Source organism: Streptomyces sp. NBC_01341 (assembly GCF_035946055.1).
Taxonomy (GTDB): Bacteria; Actinomycetota; Actinomycetes; order Streptomycetales; family Streptomycetaceae; genus Streptomyces.
This window is the reverse complement of record NZ_CP108364.1, coordinates 6656546-6676181: the sequence shown is the minus strand read 5'-3', so window position 1 is coordinate 6676181 and position 19636 is coordinate 6656546. Positions and strand designations below refer to the sequence as shown.

Genomic DNA, 19636 nt, shown 5'->3' with positions numbered 1-19636 from the left:
CCGCCTGCACCGCTCCCTGCCGTCCTCCGGCCCGCCGACACAGTCGGCGGGCCGGACCGCATTCCCCTTCGGCGGGTGACGTGACATCAACTCCGTTCAGGATAAACCTCATTGCACACTAAGGTTAGGCTTGCTTTACGAAGCACGCGAGCCGCATCGCGGTGTCCGAGGAGGAAGAACCATGCCCCAGCCGGCCTCCCCCGGGACGGAACGCGACATACCGGCCCCCCAGGCCCCAGGAAGGCCCGGCCCGCCACCCCCCGCGGCACCCCCGAGCGTGCTCGACCTGAACGCCTACCTCATGTACGCCGCGGGCAAGGCCGCACGCCGCAGACTCACCGAGCGGCTGTCGGCCCACGGGCTGCGACTCTGGCATCTCACCATCCTGGCCATGCTGGAGGGCGCCGGCCGGGTGTCCAAGGGTGATCTCGCCTCACGGCTGGACATGAATCAGAGCGACCTCGCCAGAACGGTCACCGATCTCGACCGTGCCGGATACGTCGAGTGCGCCCGCGACCCCTCCGACCGCCGCCGGATCGAGGTCACACTGACGCAGGCGGGCAGGTGCGCCCTGACCGCACTGAACGCAGACATCGCGGCGGCCGAGTCGGAGTTGCTCGCCCCGCTGACCACGGACGAGCGCGAGTGCTTCGCCCTCCTGCTCCGCCGCGTGCACGCGCGCCTCGAGCACGACAGGGCGGGCACGGCCCTCGACGTCACCGCAGGCCGACCGCGCTCGCCCCTCGGCCACGGGCCGAGCCCCATCGGGAACCCGGTCAAGACAGGGCGGAAGCCCCGCGCCGCAGCCGGGGGCGGCACCGAGTGAACGAGCGTTTTCACGTGCGGTTAACATATGAGCACCGCCTAGCTCGAAAGATGGACTTGTGACTGCCACCGAGGACTCGTTCACCAATTGGAAGACCCGTGAGGAGATCGCGGAGTCGATGATCCCGATCATCGGGAAGCTGCACCGGGAGCGGGACGTGACGATCCTGCTCCACAGCCGCTCCCTGGTGAACAAGTCGGTGGTCAGCATCCTCAAGACGCACCGCTTCGCCCGGCAGATAGCCGGCGAGGAGCTCTCGGTCACCGAGACGCTGCCCTTCCTGCGCGCGCTGAGCGCCCTCGACCTCGGCCCGTCCCAGATCGACCTCGGAATGCTCGCCGCGACCTACCGGAGCGACGACCACGGCCTGTCGGTCGAGGACTTCACCGCCGAAGCCGTCGCCGGCGCCACCGGCGCCAACAAGACCGAGCGCCGCGAGTCGCGTGACGTCGTCCTCTACGGCTTCGGCCGCATCGGCCGCCTCCTGGCCCGCCTGCTCATCGAGAAGACCGGCTCGGGCAACGGCCTGCGGCTGCGTGCCATCGTCGTACGCCGGGGAGCCGGGCAGGACATCGTCAAGCGCGCCTCCCTGCTGCGCCGCGACTCGATCCACGGCCAGTTCCAGGGCACCATCACCGTCGACGAGGCGAACAACCGGATCATCGCCAACGGCAACGAGATCCAGGTGATCTACTCCGACGACCCGACGACCGTGGACTACACGGCGCACGGGATCAAGGACGCCATCCTCATCGACAACACCGGCCGCTGGCGCGACCGCGAGGGCCTGTCCAAGCACCTGCTCCCCGGCATCGCGAAGGTCGTACTGACCGCACCGGGCAAGGGCGACGTCCCCAACATCGTCCACGGCGTCAACCACGAGACGATCAAGCCGGACGAGCAGATCATCTCCTGCGCCTCCTGCACCACCAACGCGATCGTGCCGCCGTTGAAGGCGATGGCCGACGAGTACGGCGTGCTGCGCGGACACGTGGAGACCGTCCACTCGTTCACCAACGACCAGAACCTGCTGGACAATTACCACGACTCCGACCGCCGCGGCCGCTCGGCGCCCCTCAACATGGTGATCACCGAGACGGGCGCGGCGTCGGCCGTCACGAAGGCCCTGCCCGACCTCGCCGCCACGATCACGGGCAGTTCGATCCGCGTGCCGGTGCCGGACGTCTCCATCGCGATCCTCAACCTGCAGCTCGCCCGCGGCACCGACCGCCAGGAGGTCCTCGACTACCTCCGCAACGTGTCGCTGACCTCGCCGCTGAGGCGGCAGATCGACTTCATCACCGCTCCCGACGCGGTCTCCAGCGACTTCATCGGCTCGCGCCACGCCTCGATCGTCGACGCGGGCGCGACGAAGGTGGAGGGCGACAACGCGATCCTCTACCTCTGGTACGACAACGAGTTCGGCTACTCCTCCCAGGTCATCCGGGTCGTCCAGCACGTCTCCGGCGTGGAGTACCCGACCTACCCGGCTCCGGCGGTCTGACCCCGCCCGGCACGGCCGACGGCCCCCGGCACGTGCCGGGGGCCGTCGGCCGTGCCGGGCGGAGGGAGCAGCGCCGGCACACCGCGCCGCGTCGGTGCGAGCCCGGATCGCCTACCCCGTGCCGGTGTGAGGGGTCTCCCCCCAGCGTGCCGTGAGGCTCGCGACGGGCAGGAGCCCTCGTTCCCATCCTCGTCGGACATCCGGGCGCGGCTCAGGCGCGGGCTGTGCCGCCGCCGTCCCCACGACCCGACCGGAGTGACGCGGTACACGCCCGGCGCGGGGCATGACCGGCCCCGCTCGGGACAGGGGGTGGAGTGGACCGCCCCCGGCCCTTGCCCGGAAAGCCTGGGAGTAGTCGCCCTGCCCACACCCCCGTCGACCAGGTGAGAGATGACGAGCCACATAGACGAGAAGTCCACCCCCTCCAGATCCGGCAACGCGCTCCACACCGAGCGCACCCGACGGCTCCGGCGACGGCTGGAACGCCTCATCGGCATCGCGGCCACCGAGGGCAACGAGGTGGTCCCCCTGCGCAACGGGGACGAGATCTTCGCCGCGATGCTGGGTGCGATCCGTGGTGCCGAGCACACCGTGGACATGATGACGTTCGTGTACTGGCGCGGTGACATAGCGAGGGACTTCGCGGAGGCGTTGTCGGAGCGGGCGCGTGCGGGTGTGCGGGTGCGGCTGCTGCTCGACGGGTTCGGGAGCCGGCTGATCGAGAAGGACCAGCTGGGGATGATGGAGGACGCCGGGGTGGAGGTGGCGTGGTTCCGCAAGCCGCTGTACCTCTCGCCGCTGAAGCAGAACCACCGCTGCCACCGCAAGGTCCTCATCACCGACGAGCGGACGGCGTTCACGGGCGGGGTGGGGATCGCCGAGGAGTGGTGCGGCGACGCCCGCAACGAGCGTGAGTGGCGCGACACCCATGTCCAGGTGCGGGGGCCCGCCGTGGACGGCCTGGCCGCCGCGTTCGCCCAGAACTGGGCCGAGTGCCATGACGAGTTGTTCACCGACCGGGACCGGTTCGTCGACGCCACGCACCACGGCGACGCCGTCGTGCAGGTGGTGCGGGGTTCGGCCAGCTTCGGCTGGCAGGACATGCAGACCCTGCTCCGTGTCGTGCTGGAGTCCGCCGAGGAGCGGGTGCGCCTGACGACGGCGTACTTCGCGCCCGACACGTATTTCGTCGAGCTGCTGTGTGCCACCGCCCGGCGCGGTGTCACCGTGGAGATCCTGCTGCCCGGCCCGCACACCGACAAGCGGGTGTGCCAGCTGGCCGGGCAGCACCACTACGAGGACCTCACCGCCTGCGGCGTGAAGATCTACGAGTACCAGCCCACCATGCTCCACACGAAGGCGCTCACGGTGGACGGCGTGGCCTCGCTCATCGGGTCGACCAACTTCAACCGCCGCTCCCTCGACCACGACGAGGAAGTGATGCTCACCGTCCTGGACCCGGCCTTCACCGCGACCCTCGACGAGCACTTCGAGGAGGACCTGCAGCGAAGCGTGCTCATCGAGGAGGGCCGCTGGAAGCGCCGCTCCGTGGGCCAGCGGGTGCGGGAGGCCGCGATCCTGCCGATCCGCCGCTGGCTCTGAGGCGGCCGGGCCTCGGCTCGCCAGGTCACCCGGCCGCCGGGGTGTGGCGGCCCGCGCGCGGGGCATACGGGCCTTCACCTGCTGTTCAACGGGCGAGAGGGAGTGGAGTCATGATCGAGTCTGTCGAAGCACAGTCGGGTGCGACCGCGGTGACGACGGAGCCCGTGCCCGACCTGCAACTGCAGCTTCTCATCCAGTTGCTGGACAGGGAGATGCGTTCCAGCCTCCCCATCACCCTCACCCTGACCGGCGGCGTCCTGCACGGCGACGTGATCGGGCACGAGGCGTGGAAGGCGGACTGGGCCAGGAGTCTGCGCCAGGTCGAGGGCGAGGGCGCGAACCTCATCGCGGAGTTCCCGGAGACCGTCGACCAGGGAATCCGGGAGCTGGGGGCCGACGAGGGGTCCTCCCAGCTGCCGCGCTGGATCCATCTCCGGGACGCGACACTGCTGTTCGGTGGCACGGGGTCGCTGGGGCTTCCCCTGTGGCGCGGGCGGCTGGCCGACGTGTCGGGCTGGGCATTGGGGCGTCCTCAATGACGGAAGGCCAGGTAGAGGCCGACAGGACCGGAGCCCGGCTGATCCGGACGAGAGGCTCCGTTCCGGCCGGCCGTGCTCGACGGTCGGACGTACTCGACGGCCGGGGCGTGCTCCGGTCGGGTACGGCGCCGGCGGGAGGACCGGATCAGTCGCCTGAGGCCGCGAACGGGCCGTCGGCGGCGAACACCAGCGACGCGAACCGCTCGCCCATGCGCAGGTGTGTGGCGGCGTCGGGGTGGAGTCCGTCGGGCAGCGGAAGTTCGGCGTGGTCCGCCTCGCCGTAGAGCTCGCGGCCGTCGAGGTAGTACAGGTGGGGGTCCTCCGCCGCACGCTGCTCGACGATGCGCGCCAGTTCGTCCCTGACGACGGTCAGGGTGAGCTTCCCGGCGGCGGTCTCCGCCGGATCGCCCGCCGCGCGGAAGCGCAGCCTGCCCTCGCCGAGCGCGGTGAAGTCGGGAGCGCTCGGACCGGGCGTGTCCTCGTGAATGGGGCACAGGACCGGTGAGACGACCAGGAGCGGTGTGGCCGGGTGCCCTTCGCGGACGGTGTCGAGGAATCCGTGGACGGCCGGTGTGAAGGCGCGGAGGCGCATCAGGTCGGTGTTGACCAGGTTGATGCCGATCTTGACGCTGATCCGGTCGGCCGGGGTGTCGCTGAGCGCCCGGGCGGTGAACGGGTCGAGCAGGGCGCTGCCCCCGAGCCCGAGGTTGATCAGCTCCACCCCGCCGAGAGCGGCGGCGCGGGCGGGCCAGGTCGCCGTCGGGCTCGCGGCGTCGGATCCCTGGCTGATCGAACTCCCGTGGTGCAGCCACACCTTGCGGCTCCCGGCCGGGATCGGCTCGACGGGGGCGTTCGCGCGCAGGGCGACCAGTCGGGTCGTCTCGTTGTGCGGGAGCCAGATCTCCACGTCCTTCATGCCGGGGGCCAGTCCGGCGAAGCGGGCGGTGCCCGCGTCCCCCGGCCGGACCTCGGCCGATCCCGTGGTCATGTCGATGGTCAGGACGTCTCCGCCGGCCACCGTGGTGCTGCCGGCGAAGGTGCCGTCGACGAGCAGGTCATAGACACCGTCCGGCCTGGGCGGTGCGCCCACGTAGGCCCGCTTGGTCGGCAGGGTGTCGAGCTCCAGGACGGTGGCACGGGTACGCAGTGCGAGCCGCACCCCGGACGGCTGTGCCTCGGCCAGGGCGAGCTGCGCGTCGGTGTTCCGGGTTCGGGCCCGGGCGGGGAGACGGTGCGGCAGCAGGCCGCGCTCCGTGCTCTCCAGCTCGCTGAAGCCACGCAGGAGTTGTCCGGTGAGCGGAATCTCCGTCAACTCACCCTGCGTGCCGTCGTGGTGGGGGTGCATTCTGTGCCGCCTGTCCGGTCGCGCATGGCTGGTGGGGTTCGAGGGGGCCGGCCGGTGTCAGGGGGCCGTGGGCCAGTTCCGCAGCAGGGCGTCCAGCGCGTCCAGGACCCGCACCCAGGTCTCCTGCGTCCCGGGCGAGCTGTGGCTGAAGCTCCCGCCGCTCTCCAGGCTGATGTAGCCGTGGAAGACGCTGCCCAGCAGCCTGACGGCGTGTGTCTGGTCCGGCTCCGTCAGGTCGTAGCCGCGCAGGATCGCCCGCGTCATCTGTGCGTGCCTGACTCCCGCACTGGCGGCCGCGGCCTCGGAGGACAGCCGGAGCTGCGCCGCGGCGTAACGGCCCGGGTGCTCCCGGGCGTAGTCGCGGTAGGCGTTCGCGAACGCCTCCAGGGCGTCCTTGCCGGCCCGCCCGGCCAGCGCCGCGGCGACGCGGTCCGCGAGTTCCGCCAGCGCCAGGAGGGCGATCCTGGTCTTGAGGTCCTGGGAGCTCTTCACGTGCGAGTACAGACTCGCGTCCTTGACGCCGAACCGCCGGGCGAGTGCCGCGACGGTGACCTTGTCGAACCCGGCCTCGTCGGCAAGTTCGGCTCCGGCCTGCGCCAGTCGTTCCGCTGTCAGTCCTGCACGCACCATGGGCACCACCCTCGTCGATGACCTCGATTATGCATCTGCCTAGTACTCCTAGGCAAATGCCTAAGCTCTCATCGCGCGGGGGCGCACCCCCTGTCAGTGACCTGTATGGACACGGACCCCCCGCGTCAAGGAGCTGTCAGGGGCCGTCCCGGAGAGCCTCGGGCCGGGGATAGCTTCGGTGGCGCGCCTCGGATCACCTCTCGCTCCGGGTGCCGCCACCCGCCACCCACCCCCAGGAGAAGCCATGTGCCTGATCTCGTACGAAAGCGAACCCGAGCCCGAGGAACCGCTCCCGGCCGGGCCCCTCCACGTGCCCGTCCGGCCGGGAAGGGGCACGGAGGCGGCCGTACGGCTGTTCCGCACGCCCTTGGGCATCCGTACGGCCGTCGGCTTCACGAGTGCGGCTCGCCTGGAGGCGACCCTCGGCCGCGGCCAGGCGTACGTCCGGCTCTCGGAAGCGCTGCTGCGCACCCTGTGCGAACCCCTCGGGGCGCACCTGGTGACGGTCGACCCGACTCTGTCGGCTCCTGCGGTGGTCACCGCCTCCACGCCTCGGCCGGGCCGCGCGCCGGCCCGTACCGCCTGAACGGGGGCGACTTCCATGACCATCACCACACCGCCCGTGATCGCCGCGGGCGCTGACGACCTGTCCGTCTGGCCCGCCTCGACCGGACGTCTGCCCCGAGGTGACCTCGCCGTCGGCGGGGTGCCCCTGTCGGAGATCGCCCAACGCTTCGAGACACCGGTCTACGTACTGGACGAGGGCGAGCTGCGGGCCCGGTGCAGAACCTACCGGGATGCCTTTCCCGAGGCCGAAGTGATGTACGCCGCCAAGGCGTTGCTCTGCCGGGCCGTCACCCGCTGGGTCGACGAGGAAGGGCTCGGCATGGACGTGTGCTCGGCGGGCGAACTGGAACTCGCGGTCGCCGGCGGGTTCCCGCCGGAGCGCATGCTCCTGCACGGCAACGCGAAGTCACCGCGCGACCTGGAGGCCGCGCTGCGGCTCGGGGTGGGACGGATCGTGATCGACAGCCCGTCGGAGATCGCGCGCCTGGCCGCCGCCGTGGGACCGCACGGTTCCCAGCGCGTCATGATCCGGGTGACGCCGGGCATATCCGCCGGCGGGCACGAGAAGATCCGTACGGGGACCGACGGCCAGAAGTTCGGGCTCTCCCTGACGGACGGGTCCGCTCAGCACGCGATCGCCCGCGTCCTGAACCAGCCGCAGTTGCGGCTCACCGGCCTGCACTGCCACATCGGCTCCCAGATCACGGACATCAGGCCCTACGTCACCGCCCTGCGCCGCATGGTCGGACTGATGGCCAGGATCCGCGACGTCCACGGCGTGGTACTGCACGAACTCGATCTGGGCGGCGGACACGGCGTCGCCTACCGCCCCGGCGAGCCGTCGATGGCGCTCCCCGCCCTCGCCCGCGCCCTGCGCGCGGAACTCGTGGCGAGCTGCGCCGCCGCACGGCTGGACGTTCCGCGCCTCCTGATCGAGCCCGGGCGTGCCATCGCGGGCCCCGCCGGGGTCGCTCTCTATCGCGTCCTGGCCGTCAAGCGTGCGGGCGGCCAGGTCTTCGTGGCAGTCGACGGGGGCATGAGCGACAACCCCCGGCCCGCGCTCTACGGGGCGCGCTACGTCCCGCGCATGGTCGGCCGGCACTCGTCGGCCACGCCCGCACGGGCGACCGTCGTGGGCAGGCACTGCGAGGCGGGCGACATCCTGGCCGCCGATGTCGAGCTGCCCGGCGACATACGCCCGGGCGATCTGGTCGCCGTACCCGTCGCCGGCGCCTACCACTTGTCCATGGCCTCCGGATACAACCTGGTCGGGCGGCCTCCGGTGGTGGCGGTCGGTGACGGTTCCGCCCGGCTCCTCGTACGGCGGGAAACCCTCGACGACTTCCGCGGGAGGGACGTCGGGGAATAGGAGCGGCCGGAATACCGCACTTCCGGCTCGGGGGCGTCCCGTCATTCACCCGTGTCCAGAAACAATTCGGGACGGGTGACAACCGCCCCGCGCCGAAGGAAGTGCGGTACAGCCGCACCTACGCGCCCAGAATGCACTCGGCATGCGGAAACCGCGGCCGTTCCCCGGAAGTCCGAACGCCGGCGTCCACGCACCTCGTGCGGTGTTCTTGCTGGTCGTCGGCATTTCGGCGATGGGAGGGCCCGCCGGCCCAACCCCCGGCCGGCCTTCCCGGCGTAGGGACCGCATCAAGAAAGCGGCAGCCCCCGTATGGAGCCCGTCAAAGGCGCCCGAGGTACTGCCGGACCTGGGGTTTGCTTTCCATCGGCCCCACCGGCCGATCCCATTTCATTCACTTCACACAGGAGCTCACGATGGCCGATCTGGCCTTCGTCGTCACCACGGCAGCGGTATTCGCACTGGTGGCGTTCATCGCGAGGGGAGTGACGAAGCTGTGACCGCCGAGAACATCGCCGGCCTGGTCGTGGCCGTCGCCCTGCTGATCTACCTCGTCGTCGCGCTCGTGCACCCGGAGAGGTTCTGAGCACCGAAATGAACCCTCTCACAGCAGGTGTGCTGCAGCTGCTCGCGCTGATCGCCGCGCTCGCGCTCGCATACCGTCCGCTCGGTGACTACATGGCCCGGGTCTACTCCTCCGAGAAGCACTACCGGCCCGAGAAGTGGATCTACCGGGCCATCGGCGCCGACCCGTCGACGTCGATGCGCTGGCCCGCCTATCTGCGCGGCGTCCTCGCCTTCTCCGCGGTGAGTGTTCTCCTCCTCTACGCGCTCCAGCGCGTCCAGGGATCGCTGCCGGGCTCCCTCGGCTTCGTGTCGATCGACCCGGACCAGGCGTTCAACACGGCGGCGTCGTTCGTCTCCAACACCAACTGGCAGTCCTATTACGGCGAGCAGGCCATGGGCCACGTCGTGCAGACCGGCGGCCTGGCGGTGCAGAACTTCGTCTCCGCGGCCGTGGGAATGGCCGTCGCCGTCGCCCTCGTGCGCGGCTTCTCGCGCCACCGCACCGGCGAGCTCGGCAACTTCTGGACGGACCTGGTCCGCGGCACCGTGCGTATCCTGCTGCCCATCGCGGTGATCGGCGCGATCGCGCTGGTGGCGAGCGGCGTCATCCAGAACTTCGCCGGCATCCACGGTGTCGGGCAGTTCGCGGGCGGATCCCAGCAGTGGAACGGCGGGGCGGTCGCCTCGCAGGAGGCCATCAAGGAGCTGGGCACGAACGGCGGCGGCTACTTCAACGCCAACTCCGCCCACCCCTTCGAGAACCCCACCCCGTTCACCAACCTCTTCGAGATCTTCCTGATCCTGCTGATCCCGTTCGCGCTGACGCGGACGTTCGGCCGCATGGTCGGCAGTCTGCGCCAGGGGTACGCGATCCTCGCGGCGATGGCCACCGTCTGGATCGGCTTCACGGCCCTCATGATGTGGACCGAGTTCGCCCACCACGGCCCGGCCCTCGACCTCGCCGGCGGAGCGATGGAGGGCAAGGAGACTCGCTTCGGCATCGGCGGGTCATCCATCTTCGCCGTGGCGACCACACTGACGTCGACCGGCGCGGTGAACTCCTTCCACTCCTCGTACACGGGGCTGGGCGGCGGTATCACCTTGCTGGGCATGCAACTGGGCGAGATCGCTCCCGGCGGTGTCGGTTCCGGCCTCTACGGCATCCTGATCATGGCGATCATCGCGGTGTTCATCGCGGGGCTCATGGTCGGCCGTACGCCGGAGTACCTCGGCAAGAAGATCGGCACCCGTGAGATCAAGCTCGCGGCCTGCTACATCCTGATCACCCCGGCACTGGTACTCGGCTTCACCGCCGTGGCGATGGCGCTGCCCACACCGGGCAACTCCATGACCAACAGCGGAGCGCACGGCTTCTCCGAGATCCTCTACGCCTACAGCTCCGGCGCCAACAACAACGGCTCGGCCTTCGCCGGGCTCAACGCCGACACGCAGTGGTTCAACAGCACCATCGGCATCGCGATGCTGCTCGGCCGTTTCCTGCCCATCGTGTTCGTACTGGCACTGGCCGGCTCGCTCGCCGAGCAGCGGCCCGTGCCGGCCACCGCGGGCACGCTGCGCACCGACAAGCCCCTCTACGCGGGTCTGCTCGTCGGCACGATCATCATCATCACCGGTCTTACCTACTTCCCGGCCCTTGCGCTGGGACCGCTCGCCGAAGGACTCGCCTCATGAGTACCGTCACCCCCACCCGTGCCCCGCACGACGACTTCTCCGGCGGCGGCACGGCGGACTCGGGCCGAGTGGGCGGAGGCCTCTTCGACCCGAAGCAACTGCTCATGTCCCTCCCCGACGCGGTCAGGAAGCTCGACCCCCGCGTCATGATCAAGTCACCCGTGATGTTCGTGGTGCTCGTCGGTTCGGTGGTCACGACCGTGCTGGCGGTCAAGGACCCCGGTGACTGGTTCGGCTGGGCGATCACCGCGTGGCTCTGGCTGACCACACTCTTCGCGAACCTCGCCGAAGCGGTCGCGGAGGGCCGGGGAAAGGCCCAGGCCGACACCCTGCGCAAGGCCAGGACCGGCACGGTCGCCCGGCGCCTGGAGGGCCACCAGGAGGTCGAGGTCCCCGGCACGGACCTGCGGATCGGCGACCTGGTCGTCTGCGAGGCGGGGGACGTCATACCCGGCGACGGCGACGTGGCCGAGGGTGTCGCGTCCGTCGACGAGTCGGCCATCACCGGCGAGTCCGCCCCGGTCATCAGGGAGTCGGGCGGCGACCGCAGCGCCGTGACCGGTGGCACGAAGGTGCTGTCCGACCGGATCGTCGTCCGGATCACCACCAAGCCCGGTGAGACCTTCATCGACCGGATGATCGCGCTGGTCGAGGGTGCGGCCCGGCAGAAGACCCCCAACGAGATCGCGCTCAACATCCTGCTCGCGTCGCTGACCGTGGTCTTCCTGCTCGCCGTCGTCACGCTGCAGCCGTTCGCGGTCTACGCCGGCGCCCGGCAGTCCCTCATCGTGCTGACGGCCCTGCTCGTCTGCCTGATCCCGACCACGATCGGCGCGCTCCTCTCCGCGATCGGCATCGCGGGGATGGACCGCCTCGTCCAGCGCAACGTCCTGGCCATGTCGGGACGTGCGGTCGAGGCGGCGGGCGACGTCTCGACGCTGCTGCTCGACAAGACCGGCACGATCACGCTCGGAAACCGGCAGGCAACCGAGTTCGTGCCCACCCGTGGGACGGCGGAGGCCGAACTGGCCGAGGCCGCACAGTTGTCGTCGCTGGCCGACGAGACTCCCGAGGGCAGGTCGATCGTGGTGCTCGCCAAGGAGAGGTACGGGCTGCGCGAGCGCAGCCGGGGTGAGCTCGCACAGGCCACCTGGGTCCCCTTCACCGCCCAGACCCGCATGTCGGGTGTGGACGTGGACGGCCGCAAGGCGCGCAAGGGCGCGGCGGGTTCCGTCATCGCCTGGGTGAAGGAGCGCGGCGGCCACGTCGCCGACGACGCCTCACTCCTCGCGGACCGGATCTCCGAGGCCGGCGGCACGCCGCTTCTGGTCGCGGTCGAGGACAGCGAGGGCGCCCGGATCCTGGGTGTCATCCACCTGAAGGACGTCGTCAAGGAGGGAATGCGGGAGAGGTTCGCCGAGCTGCGCCGCATGGGCATCCGCACCGTCATGATCACGGGTGACAACCCGCTGACGGCGAAGGCCATCGCCCAGGAGGCGGGGGTCGACGACTTTCTCGCCGAGGCCACCCCCGAGGACAAGATGGCCCTCATCAAGCGGGAGCAGGCCGGCGGCAAGCTCGTCGCGATGACCGGCGACGGGACCAACGACGCCCCCGCGCTCGCCCAGGCCGACGTGGGCGTGGCGATGAACACCGGCACCTCGGCCGCCAAGGAGGCCGGGAACATGGTGGACCTGGACTCCGACCCCACCAAGCTCATCGAGATCGTCGCCATCGGCAAGCAGCTCCTCATCACCCGGGGAGCCCTGACCACCTTCTCCATCGCCAACGATGTCGCGAAGTACTTCGCGATCATCCCGGCCATGTTCGCGGTGGTCTACCCGGGCCTCGACAAGCTGAACGTGATGGGGCTGGCTTCTCCCGAGTCCGCGATCCTGTCGGCCGTCATCTTCAACGCGCTGATCATCGTCGCCCTGGTGCCGCTCGCCCTCAAGGGCGTGCGCTACCGGCCGACCACCGCCGACAGGATGCTCCGGCGCAATCTCGCGCTCTACGGAGTCGGCGGCCTGATCGCCCCGTTCATCGGCATCAAGCTCATCGATCTCCTCATCTCCCTCATTCCCGGGCTCGCCTGACTTAGAAACGGCTGATCAGCCATGAACACCTCTCTCAAGAACACCGCCCGGCTGCTCGGGGCGGGGCTGCGCGCCCTGCTCGTCCTGACCGTCGTCTGCGGCGTCATCTACCCCCTCGCCGTCACGGGCGCCGCGCAGGCGCTCTTCAAGGACAAGGCCAACGGCTCCGAGATCAGTGACGCCGGCGGAAGGACGGTCGGGTCCTCGCTGATCGGGCAGTCCTTCAACCTGCCGAAGAAGGACGCCGGCGATCCGGACGAGGCCGCTGTTCCGGACCTCAGGTGGTTCCAGCCGAGGCCGTCCAACGGTCTGGGTTCCAATGGCGTGAACCTGCAGTATTCGCTGATCCTCTCCGGTGCCACGAACCGTTCGGCCGACAACGAGGAACTGATCGGGTGGGTCAAGGACGCGAAGGCCGCCGTCGTCGCGGACAACTCCACGCGGACCTACAAGGTCCGGCCGCAGGACGTGCCCGCCGACGCGGTCACGTCGTCGGGATCGGGGCTCGACCCCGACATCTCCCCGGCCTACGCGAAACTCCAGATACACAGGGTCGCCGAGCGCAACCACCTCGGGGTGGAGCGGGTGGCCGCACTGGTCGCCGCGCACACCGAGGGCCGCACCCTCGGATTCATGGGCGAACCCCGTGTCAACGTCCTCGAGCTCAACACCGCGCTCAAGGACCTCGGCAAAGGCTGAACCCGGAGCAAGGGAAGCGCAGGGCGGCGGCGGATCCGGAGGATCCGCCGCCGCCCTGCGCACGGTCGAATCCGGCAACCGAGTTGTCGCTTCCTCGACACCTCCGTCACACGAATTCCCTAAGGTGGTCGCAATCCGATCACCAGCAGCTGCACACACAGGAGTTCGCCGTGTCCCGAACCGACGACGAGGCACCCGCCCTGCGCATCGACACCAGCCGACCGCATCCCGCCCGGATGTACGACTGGTTCCTCGGGGGCAAGGACAACTACCCGGTCGACGAGGCGATGGGCCGTCAGATGCTGTCCGTCGAACCCGGTGTGCCGGTCATGGCCAAGGTGAACCGTGCCTTCATGCACCGTGCGACGCGCTGGCTGACGAGCCAGGGAGTCCGGCAGTTCCTCGACATCGGCACCGGTATACCCACCGAGCCCAACCTGCACCAGGTCGCCCAGCAGGAGGCGCCCAGCACGCGTGTCGTCTACTGCGACAACGACCCGATCGTGCTGGCGCACGCCGAGGCCCTGCTGAAGGGCACCCCGGAGGGCGCGATCGACTACGTCCAGGCCGACGCCCGCGATGTCGACTCCATCCTCGAACGCGCGGGCAGGACGCTGGACTTCAGTCGGCCGGTCGCACTGTCGATGATCGCTCTGCTGCACTTCGTCAGCGACGAGGACGGCGCGTACGAGCTGGTGGAACGGCTGACCGGCGTGCTCGCACCGGGCAGCCACGTGGTGATCTCACACCTCACCGCCGACTTCCACCCGGCGGCGGCCGACAAGGTCGACGAGCTGTACAAGGCCAACACGCTGACGCTGGCGCCCCGGAGCCGCGATCGCTTCGCGCGCTTCTTCGACGGCCTCGACATCCTCGAGCCGGGCATCGTGGCGGCTGAGGCCTGGCACCCGGAGCTCGGCGAGCCGGTCCCCGGCCAGGACGACGTCATCAGCGCCGGCTACGTGGCGGTGGGCCGCACGTCGTAGCGGGGTGGTCGCACGGCGACGGCAGCACCCGGCCACCCGCTGCCGTTCGACCCGGCCCCCTCGTCCTCCAGGAGCACGTGCGGGCCGGCGTGGGCGCGAGCGCACCGGTGCGGGTCGCGGGTGGCATCGTCGGCCCGCACGTCCGGCGGCGCGACGTACCGTCAGGCCCCCGCGTCACGCACACGGGAACGGGAGTACGGAGCCGCCCGGGGCCGCGTGATGCCGCCGCTCAGACGGTCCGCCCGTCGCCACCGTCCCACCGGGCGCAGGAGACGACCACGATGAGCGGCCAGAACGACTGGGCGAACGTGATCACGCGTTCGGCCGCTCCGGCTGTGTCGAGCACGAACAGGGCGAGCAGGAACCACGCTCCGCCGAGCCATATGAACACGGTCGCCCCGACGGACGGCCAGGGGCGCAGACCCCACGGCGGGGTCCCGGCGGGCGGCGGCTCCGCCTCCCGGCGGAGCGGCGCTGCCAGCGCCACCGCCCCTGGACCGCCCCGCGTGCGCGGGGCACGGCGTCTCATGGCCAGGACCGGCCAGACCGCGAGCAGCGAGAACCCGACCGCCACCACCACACCGTGGGAGAAGGAACCACCACTCAGCGGGGCCGGGAAGAAAGCCAGGAGTATCGCCGAGAGTCCGCCGCCCGCCAGTGCCGCGCGTCCGAACGGCGCGGCGAGGCGCAGCCCGCACGCGGTGACCACATGGCAGAAGCCCAGGGCGACCAGAGCCGACGTCATCACCCAGTAGCCGCCCGCCCCGTCGGCGGCGAGGACGCTGATCGTCGTCGTCGCGGGGTCGTACCCGGGCCCCTGCAGTTCGGCCGACACGGACCAGCCCGCAACCAGGAGGACCGGGGCCGACATCGAGGAGAGCAGGATCCACCAGGGGGCAGTGCGCATCGGAGAACGGTAGAACGCCGGGACGCGCAAGCCGGGGTGCACACGCAGGCGGGAACATCGATCAGTCCGGTGGATGTTCACCGTCTGCCCGGACGAGCGCCCCGTCCTCACCCTCGGTACGACAAGTCCGCACCCTCGGGACGTAATCCGCCGTCGAGGGGGTAGGCGCGTGATGCCGGCCCACCCGACGACGCGTGTCCGGCACCGGACCTGGATCGACCCAGAGGAGAAACCTGCTGTGCTGACGCCCAGTCCTCAGGACCTGCGAGTCGCCCTCGCGCGCTACGCCGACGCCCGCATCGAAGACGCGCGTCGTCCTACCGACGCCAGCGCGCGTGCCGTCGAGGACGCGACCTACACGCTGTGCGTGATGACCGGTACCCGGGACATCCCGCAGGCGCTCCACATCGCCGACACCATGCTCGGCATGCCGGCCCCGGCCTCCCCCACGGCGGCTCCGCACGACGGTCTCCAGCAGGGCGGCAGCCTCCAGGCCGCCTGAACAGCCGTCAGCACGGTGATCGGGACGGCGTGGCGAACCGGGGGCAGGACTGCTCCGGCTTGCCCGCCGTCGGCCTAATCCGGGCCGTCGTGGCGGCGGCCCGGGGAGTCTGAACGGGTGGACGACACCCAGGCCGGGAGCGGCGCTGAGAAGAGCGCGGAACGTCTGACGGCCCTGTCCGACGGCATCTTCGCGATCGCCATGACGCTGCTGGTACTCGATGTCCGCATCGCTCCGGGGCTGAGCACCGACGGCTTCAGGGAAGCCTTCCTCGACGTGCTTCCGGACCTGGGCGCCTACGCCCTGAGCTTCTGGATCCTGGCCGGCTTCTGGCGTGACCACCGGCGGATCGTGCGGCTGGTTCCGCCCACCGAGAAGCTGCCGCTCAGATTCGCGCTCATCTGGCTCGGCGCCATCGCGCTCATCCCCTTCCCGACCTCCCTGCTGTCCGAGTACGCCGACCAGCCTCTGGCCGTCGCGGTGTACGCGGGCACGGTGTGTGTCACCAACCTGCTGGAACTCGCGGTACTCAGGACGGGCCTCAGGGGCTCCGGACCTCATGGTCCGGCCACGGAGTTCACGGCCCGGTCGGTGTCCGCGGACCTGGTGTGCACCGCCACGGTGTTCGCGGTCAGCGTGCCGCTCGCCTACGGCTTCTCGACCGCCGTCGCCCTGTGGTCCTGGCTGGCCCTCCTGCCGGCCAAGATCGTCCTGGCCCGCAGGGTCCCTGACGGGCCCCCGCCGACGGCGGGCTGACGCCCCGGTACGTTCCCGGTGCCGGGCGCGTGGCCGTACGGGGGCCGGCGCCTTCCGGCACCGGCCTCCGTCACCCTCCCGCCGCACTGCCGTCACGCAGGGGCGACGGCGAGCGATTCGTAGTACGCGCCCAGCTTCCGCAGGTAGAAGAGATCCCCCGTGTCCTGATCCCGCTCGAAGCGCGGGGCTTCCTTGATCTGGTCCTTGGTGCACCTGACCTTGATCACCCGTTCGGTGTCGTCGACGGCGGTCACCATGCCGGCCGGGACGACGACGCTCCTCCCGAACTTCCAGACCCCGGCATCGATCACCAGGTGGTCGAAGCCCGGGACGGGCGAGAGCCTGACGACGGTGCCGACGCTCCCGTCGGGCGCTTCCACACCGTATTCGACCAGGTCGTCGCCCAGGGAACGGTTCAGCTCGGCCGGACATGCCCAGACGGTGTTCATTGTCGCCTCCTCCTGGCAGCCGACCGTTCCGGCCGCCGGACCTTCCATATGCCCCGCCGAGCGCCCCCGATGCGCGGAGGGAGGAGGCGTTGTCGGCCAATCGGCCGTGCGGGCGGGGAAGGCCGTCGCCCCCGGTGACCGGGGGCGACGGCCTTCCCTCCTACGGAGCCAACTCGTACGCACCCGCGAGGGCTTCGACGCGCTCCCAGATCCGTCCCGAGCGGGCGCCGTCGATGACGGGACGCCTCACGGCGGCGATGGCCCAGGCCTGCTGGTCCTCGGTGGCCGAGTCCTTGCCGTGCAGTTCGACGGCGTTCGCGGAGAAGTCGCGTACGAGGACGGAGAACAACTCGTCGAGCACGTCCTCGTCCAGGCCGGTGAGGCGGGCCTGTTCCAGGATCAGCTGCCCGTGCACCACGAGGGCGAAGAGCTGCCCCACGGACAGCAGGAGGTCCAGGTCGCGGCTCTGCTCCTCGTCCGGCGCGTGGTGGGTGACGAAGTCGCACAGCGCGTCGGCCTGCTCCCTGAAACGGGCGACGTTGGGTACCTCCCCGTAGGCGTCGAAGGCGGGCCGCCAGTCGTGGAAACGCACGGAGCCCAGGCCGCGAGCGGGCCCCTGCCGGAAGAGGAACGCGTCGTCGGCCGCGTCCGCGCGTGTCTCCACGGGCTCGTGAGCGACCGGATCCAGCAGGTGGTTGCGCATGAACTTCAGGATGAGGGCGAGGTTGACGTGGACCGTGCCCTCGAGCTTCGGCAGGCTGCGGATCTCCACGGCGGCCTGGGCGAAGTAGGTGTCCTTCTCAAAGCCCTTGGCGGCGATGACGTCCCACATGAGGTCGATGACGCGCTCGCCCTCCGTGGTCACCTTCATCTTGGTCATCGGGTTGAACAGAAGGTACCTGCGGTCGTCCGGCCCGGCCGAGCGGAAGTAGTCGACGGCACGGTCGCTGAACAGCTTCATGCCGACGAGCCGGACGTAGGCGTCGGCGAGCTCACGGCGCACGTGCGGGAAGGCCGTCACGGGGCGCCCGTACAGGATGCGTGTGTGCGCGTGGGTGACGGCCTCGTACATCGCGTGCTCGCAGATGCCGATCGAGGCCGTGCAGAGGTTGAACTTGCCCACGTTGACGGTGTTGAGGGCGGCGTCGAAGGCGGCCCGCCCCGTGTGCAGGACGTCGTCGGGCGAGACGGGGTAGGCGTCGAGGCGGAACTCACTCACGTACTTGGAGGAGTCGACGACGTTCTTCACCAGGTGGTAGGCGGGGTGGCGGCTGTCCGCAGCGAAGAAGACGTAGCCGTCCGGACCCTCGACGTCGGTCCGGCGGCCGAAGACGGAGACGAGCCCGGCAGCGTTGCCGTTGCCTATGTAGTACTTGGATCCGGTGGCGAGGAATCCGCCGTCGCCATCGGGCTCCAGCAGCATGTCGGTGGAGTAGATGTCGGCGCCGTGCGCCTTCTCGGACAGGCCGAAGGCGAACACTTCGCCCTGAGCCAGGAGGTCCGCGGCCCGGCTGCGGGCGGCGGCGTTGTCGCTCTGCCAGACCGGACCGAGGCCGAGGATCGTCACCTGCCAGGCGTACCAGTAGTCGAGTCCGTAGAACCCGAAGATCTCGTTGAGCGCGGCGATCCGGGCGGTGTCCCAGCGCTGGTCGTCCCGGCTCGCGTCGGACGCGGGGGTGAGGAAGGTGGCGAACAGCCCCTCCTTGGAGGCGAACGCGAGGAAGTCACCCAGCCAGGCGCGCGACCGGTAGTCCTCGATGAGCCGGCGCTTGCCGCGGTCCTCGAACCAGTCGACGGTGGCGCGGAGCAGCCTGCGGGTCTCGGGGTCGAAGTGCGCCGGGTCGTAGGCACGCGGGTTGAACAGCAGCGGGTCGGCCATGGTGGTACGCCTTCCGGAGGTCGGGGACGGGAGTGGGCGGGGCGGTTCAGGTACGCGGCCGGGCGCTGCCGAGCCGCCGGAGGGTGGCGAGCACGTCGTCGAGCCAGGCCACGGTCATGCGCTCGTACGCGATACCGCCGCGCAGCACCACGTGCTGCAGCTCCTGGCCGGCGTCGAGCGGTGCGGGAGCCTCGGGACCGGTGAAGTCGCGCAGCTCCCCGGCGAGGTAGTGGGCGAGGCGGTCGCTGTGCACCGCGTGGTGGCGCTCCACCTCGCGGAGCAGGACGGCCGGGTCGTCGAAGGCCGCCCCACGGATCTTCACGGCGAGGTCGTGACGGACGCTCTCGGGTTCGATCGGTTCGTGCAGCCACGCGGAGAGGACCGCGCGGCCCGGGCCCGCGACGGAGTACTCGCGTTTGTCCGGGCGGCGCTCCTGAGGGACGTCGCGGACGTCGAGCAGGCCCTCGCCCTCCATACGTTTGAGGACGCGGTAGATCTGCTGGTGCGTGGCGGTCCAGAAGTAGCCGATGGACCGCTCGAACCTGCGGGCCAGCTCGTAGCCGGAGCCCGGCTTCTCCAGCAGGGAGACGAGGATCGCGTGTTCGAGCGCCATGCCCCGATCGTGCTGTGCAACTTGTTGCATAGCAAGCGACGGCGCCCCGGTGAGACACGCCTCACTCGGGGCGGGCCGCTGTGCGGCCGGCCGTTCGGCCCGTCGGGTGCG

19 protein-coding genes are annotated in these 19636 nt (G+C 70.3%); 13 read left to right on the top strand and 6 right to left on the bottom strand.

What is annotated here, in order from left to right; genetic code table 11:
* Positions 1–181: 181 nt before the first annotated feature.
* From OG206_RS29405 to OG206_RS29390, 4 genes are all read left to right on the top strand, one after another.
* Positions 182–826: a MarR family winged helix-turn-helix transcriptional regulator gene (locus OG206_RS29405; RefSeq protein WP_327121403.1), complete on the top strand. Its 645-nt coding sequence runs from the start codon at positions 182–184 to the stop codon at positions 824–826.
* A gap of 58 nt (positions 827–884) precedes the next feature.
* Positions 885–2330, top strand: a complete 1446-nt coding sequence (locus OG206_RS29400) for a glyceraldehyde-3-phosphate dehydrogenase (protein WP_327121401.1) — start codon at positions 885–887, stop codon at positions 2328–2330.
* A 390-nt stretch (positions 2331–2720) separates the two neighbouring features.
* Positions 2721–3932, top strand: a complete 1212-nt coding sequence (locus tag OG206_RS29395) for a phospholipase D-like domain-containing protein (protein WP_327121399.1) — start codon at positions 2721–2723, stop codon at positions 3930–3932.
* Between the two features lie 110 nt (positions 3933–4042).
* Complete coding sequence (locus tag OG206_RS29390; RefSeq protein ID WP_327121396.1) at positions 4043–4471, top strand: hypothetical protein; 429 nt, start codon at positions 4043–4045, stop codon at positions 4469–4471.
* 145 nt (positions 4472–4616) lie between these two features.
* Here the strand turns inward: OG206_RS29390 and OG206_RS29385 are convergent, their stop codons facing one another.
* Both OG206_RS29385 and OG206_RS29380 read right to left on the bottom strand, forming a co-directional pair.
* Positions 4617–5816, bottom strand: a complete 1200-nt coding sequence (locus OG206_RS29385; protein WP_327121394.1) for a GDSL-type esterase/lipase family protein — start codon at positions 5814–5816, stop codon at positions 4617–4619.
* Positions 5817–5873: 57 nt separating this feature from the next.
* The gene (locus OG206_RS29380; RefSeq protein WP_327121392.1) at positions 5874–6446 is read right to left on the bottom strand and encodes a TetR/AcrR family transcriptional regulator; all 573 of its coding nucleotides are present in this window, start codon (positions 6444–6446) and stop codon (positions 5874–5876) included.
* A 244-nt stretch (positions 6447–6690) separates the two neighbouring features.
* Between OG206_RS29380 and OG206_RS29375 the strand changes: the two genes are divergently transcribed.
* The 7 genes from OG206_RS29375 (at position 6691) to OG206_RS29345 (ending at position 14419) form a co-directional block, all read left to right on the top strand.
* A complete protein-coding gene (locus OG206_RS29375; protein WP_327121390.1) occupies positions 6691–7032 on the top strand; it encodes an SAV_915 family protein in 342 nt (113 codons plus the stop codon).
* A 15-nt stretch (positions 7033–7047) separates the two neighbouring features.
* The gene (lysA, locus tag OG206_RS29370; RefSeq protein ID WP_327121388.1) at positions 7048–8382 is read left to right on the top strand and encodes a diaminopimelate decarboxylase; all 1335 of its coding nucleotides are present in this window, start codon (positions 7048–7050) and stop codon (positions 8380–8382) included.
* 493 nt (positions 8383–8875) lie between these two features.
* Positions 8876–8965, top strand: a complete 90-nt coding sequence (gene kdpF, locus OG206_RS29365) for a K(+)-transporting ATPase subunit F (RefSeq protein ID WP_327121386.1) — start codon at positions 8876–8878, stop codon at positions 8963–8965.
* Positions 8966–8973: 8 nt separating this feature from the next.
* Positions 8974–10638 carry a potassium-transporting ATPase subunit KdpA gene (kdpA, locus tag OG206_RS29360; RefSeq protein WP_327121384.1) on the top strand — a complete coding sequence of 555 codons (1665 nt, stop codon included), beginning with the start codon at positions 8974–8976 and terminating at the stop codon, positions 10636–10638.
* Complete coding sequence (kdpB, locus tag OG206_RS29355; protein ID WP_327121382.1) at positions 10635–12734, top strand: potassium-transporting ATPase subunit KdpB; 2100 nt, start codon at positions 10635–10637, stop codon at positions 12732–12734. Before kdpA ends, kdpB begins: the two co-directional genes overlap by 4 nt.
* A 21-nt stretch (positions 12735–12755) precedes the next feature.
* The gene (locus OG206_RS29350) at positions 12756–13433 is read left to right on the top strand and encodes a potassium-transporting ATPase subunit C (protein ID WP_327121380.1); all 678 of its coding nucleotides are present in this window, start codon (positions 12756–12758) and stop codon (positions 13431–13433) included.
* 170 nt (positions 13434–13603) lie between these two features.
* Positions 13604–14419 (top strand): SAM-dependent methyltransferase, encoded by an 816-nt coding sequence (locus OG206_RS29345; RefSeq protein ID WP_327121378.1) that lies wholly within the window; start codon positions 13604–13606, stop codon positions 14417–14419.
* Positions 14420–14648: 229 nt separating this feature from the next.
* On the opposite strand, the gene OG206_RS29340 is transcribed toward OG206_RS29345, so the two are convergent.
* Entirely contained in the window at positions 14649–15326 is a 678-nt protein-coding gene (locus OG206_RS29340) for a DUF998 domain-containing protein (protein WP_327121376.1), read from the bottom strand.
* Between the two features lie 238 nt (positions 15327–15564).
* Between OG206_RS29340 and OG206_RS29335 the strand changes: the two genes are divergently transcribed.
* Positions 15565–15828 (top strand): DUF5133 domain-containing protein, encoded by a 264-nt coding sequence (locus tag OG206_RS29335; RefSeq protein WP_327121374.1) that lies wholly within the window; start codon positions 15565–15567, stop codon positions 15826–15828.
* 117 nt (positions 15829–15945) lie between these two features.
* Positions 15946–16584, top strand: a complete 639-nt coding sequence (locus OG206_RS29330; protein WP_327121372.1) for a TMEM175 family protein — start codon at positions 15946–15948, stop codon at positions 16582–16584.
* A gap of 92 nt (positions 16585–16676) precedes the next feature.
* Here OG206_RS29330 and OG206_RS29325 read toward each other — a convergent pair whose 3' ends face one another.
* The 3 genes from OG206_RS29325 to OG206_RS29315 form a co-directional block, all read right to left on the bottom strand.
* Positions 16677–17033 carry a hypothetical protein gene (locus OG206_RS29325; protein ID WP_327121371.1) on the bottom strand — a complete coding sequence of 119 codons (357 nt, stop codon included), beginning with the start codon at positions 17031–17033 and terminating at the stop codon, positions 16677–16679.
* A 160-nt stretch (positions 17034–17193) separates the two neighbouring features.
* The gene (locus tag OG206_RS29320) at positions 17194–18912 is read right to left on the bottom strand and encodes an acyl-CoA dehydrogenase family protein (protein ID WP_327121370.1); all 1719 of its coding nucleotides are present in this window, start codon (positions 18910–18912) and stop codon (positions 17194–17196) included.
* 46 nt (positions 18913–18958) lie between these two features.
* The gene (locus tag OG206_RS29315; protein ID WP_327121368.1) at positions 18959–19525 is read right to left on the bottom strand and encodes a PadR family transcriptional regulator; all 567 of its coding nucleotides are present in this window, start codon (positions 19523–19525) and stop codon (positions 18959–18961) included.
* Positions 19526–19636 lie beyond the last annotated feature (111 nt).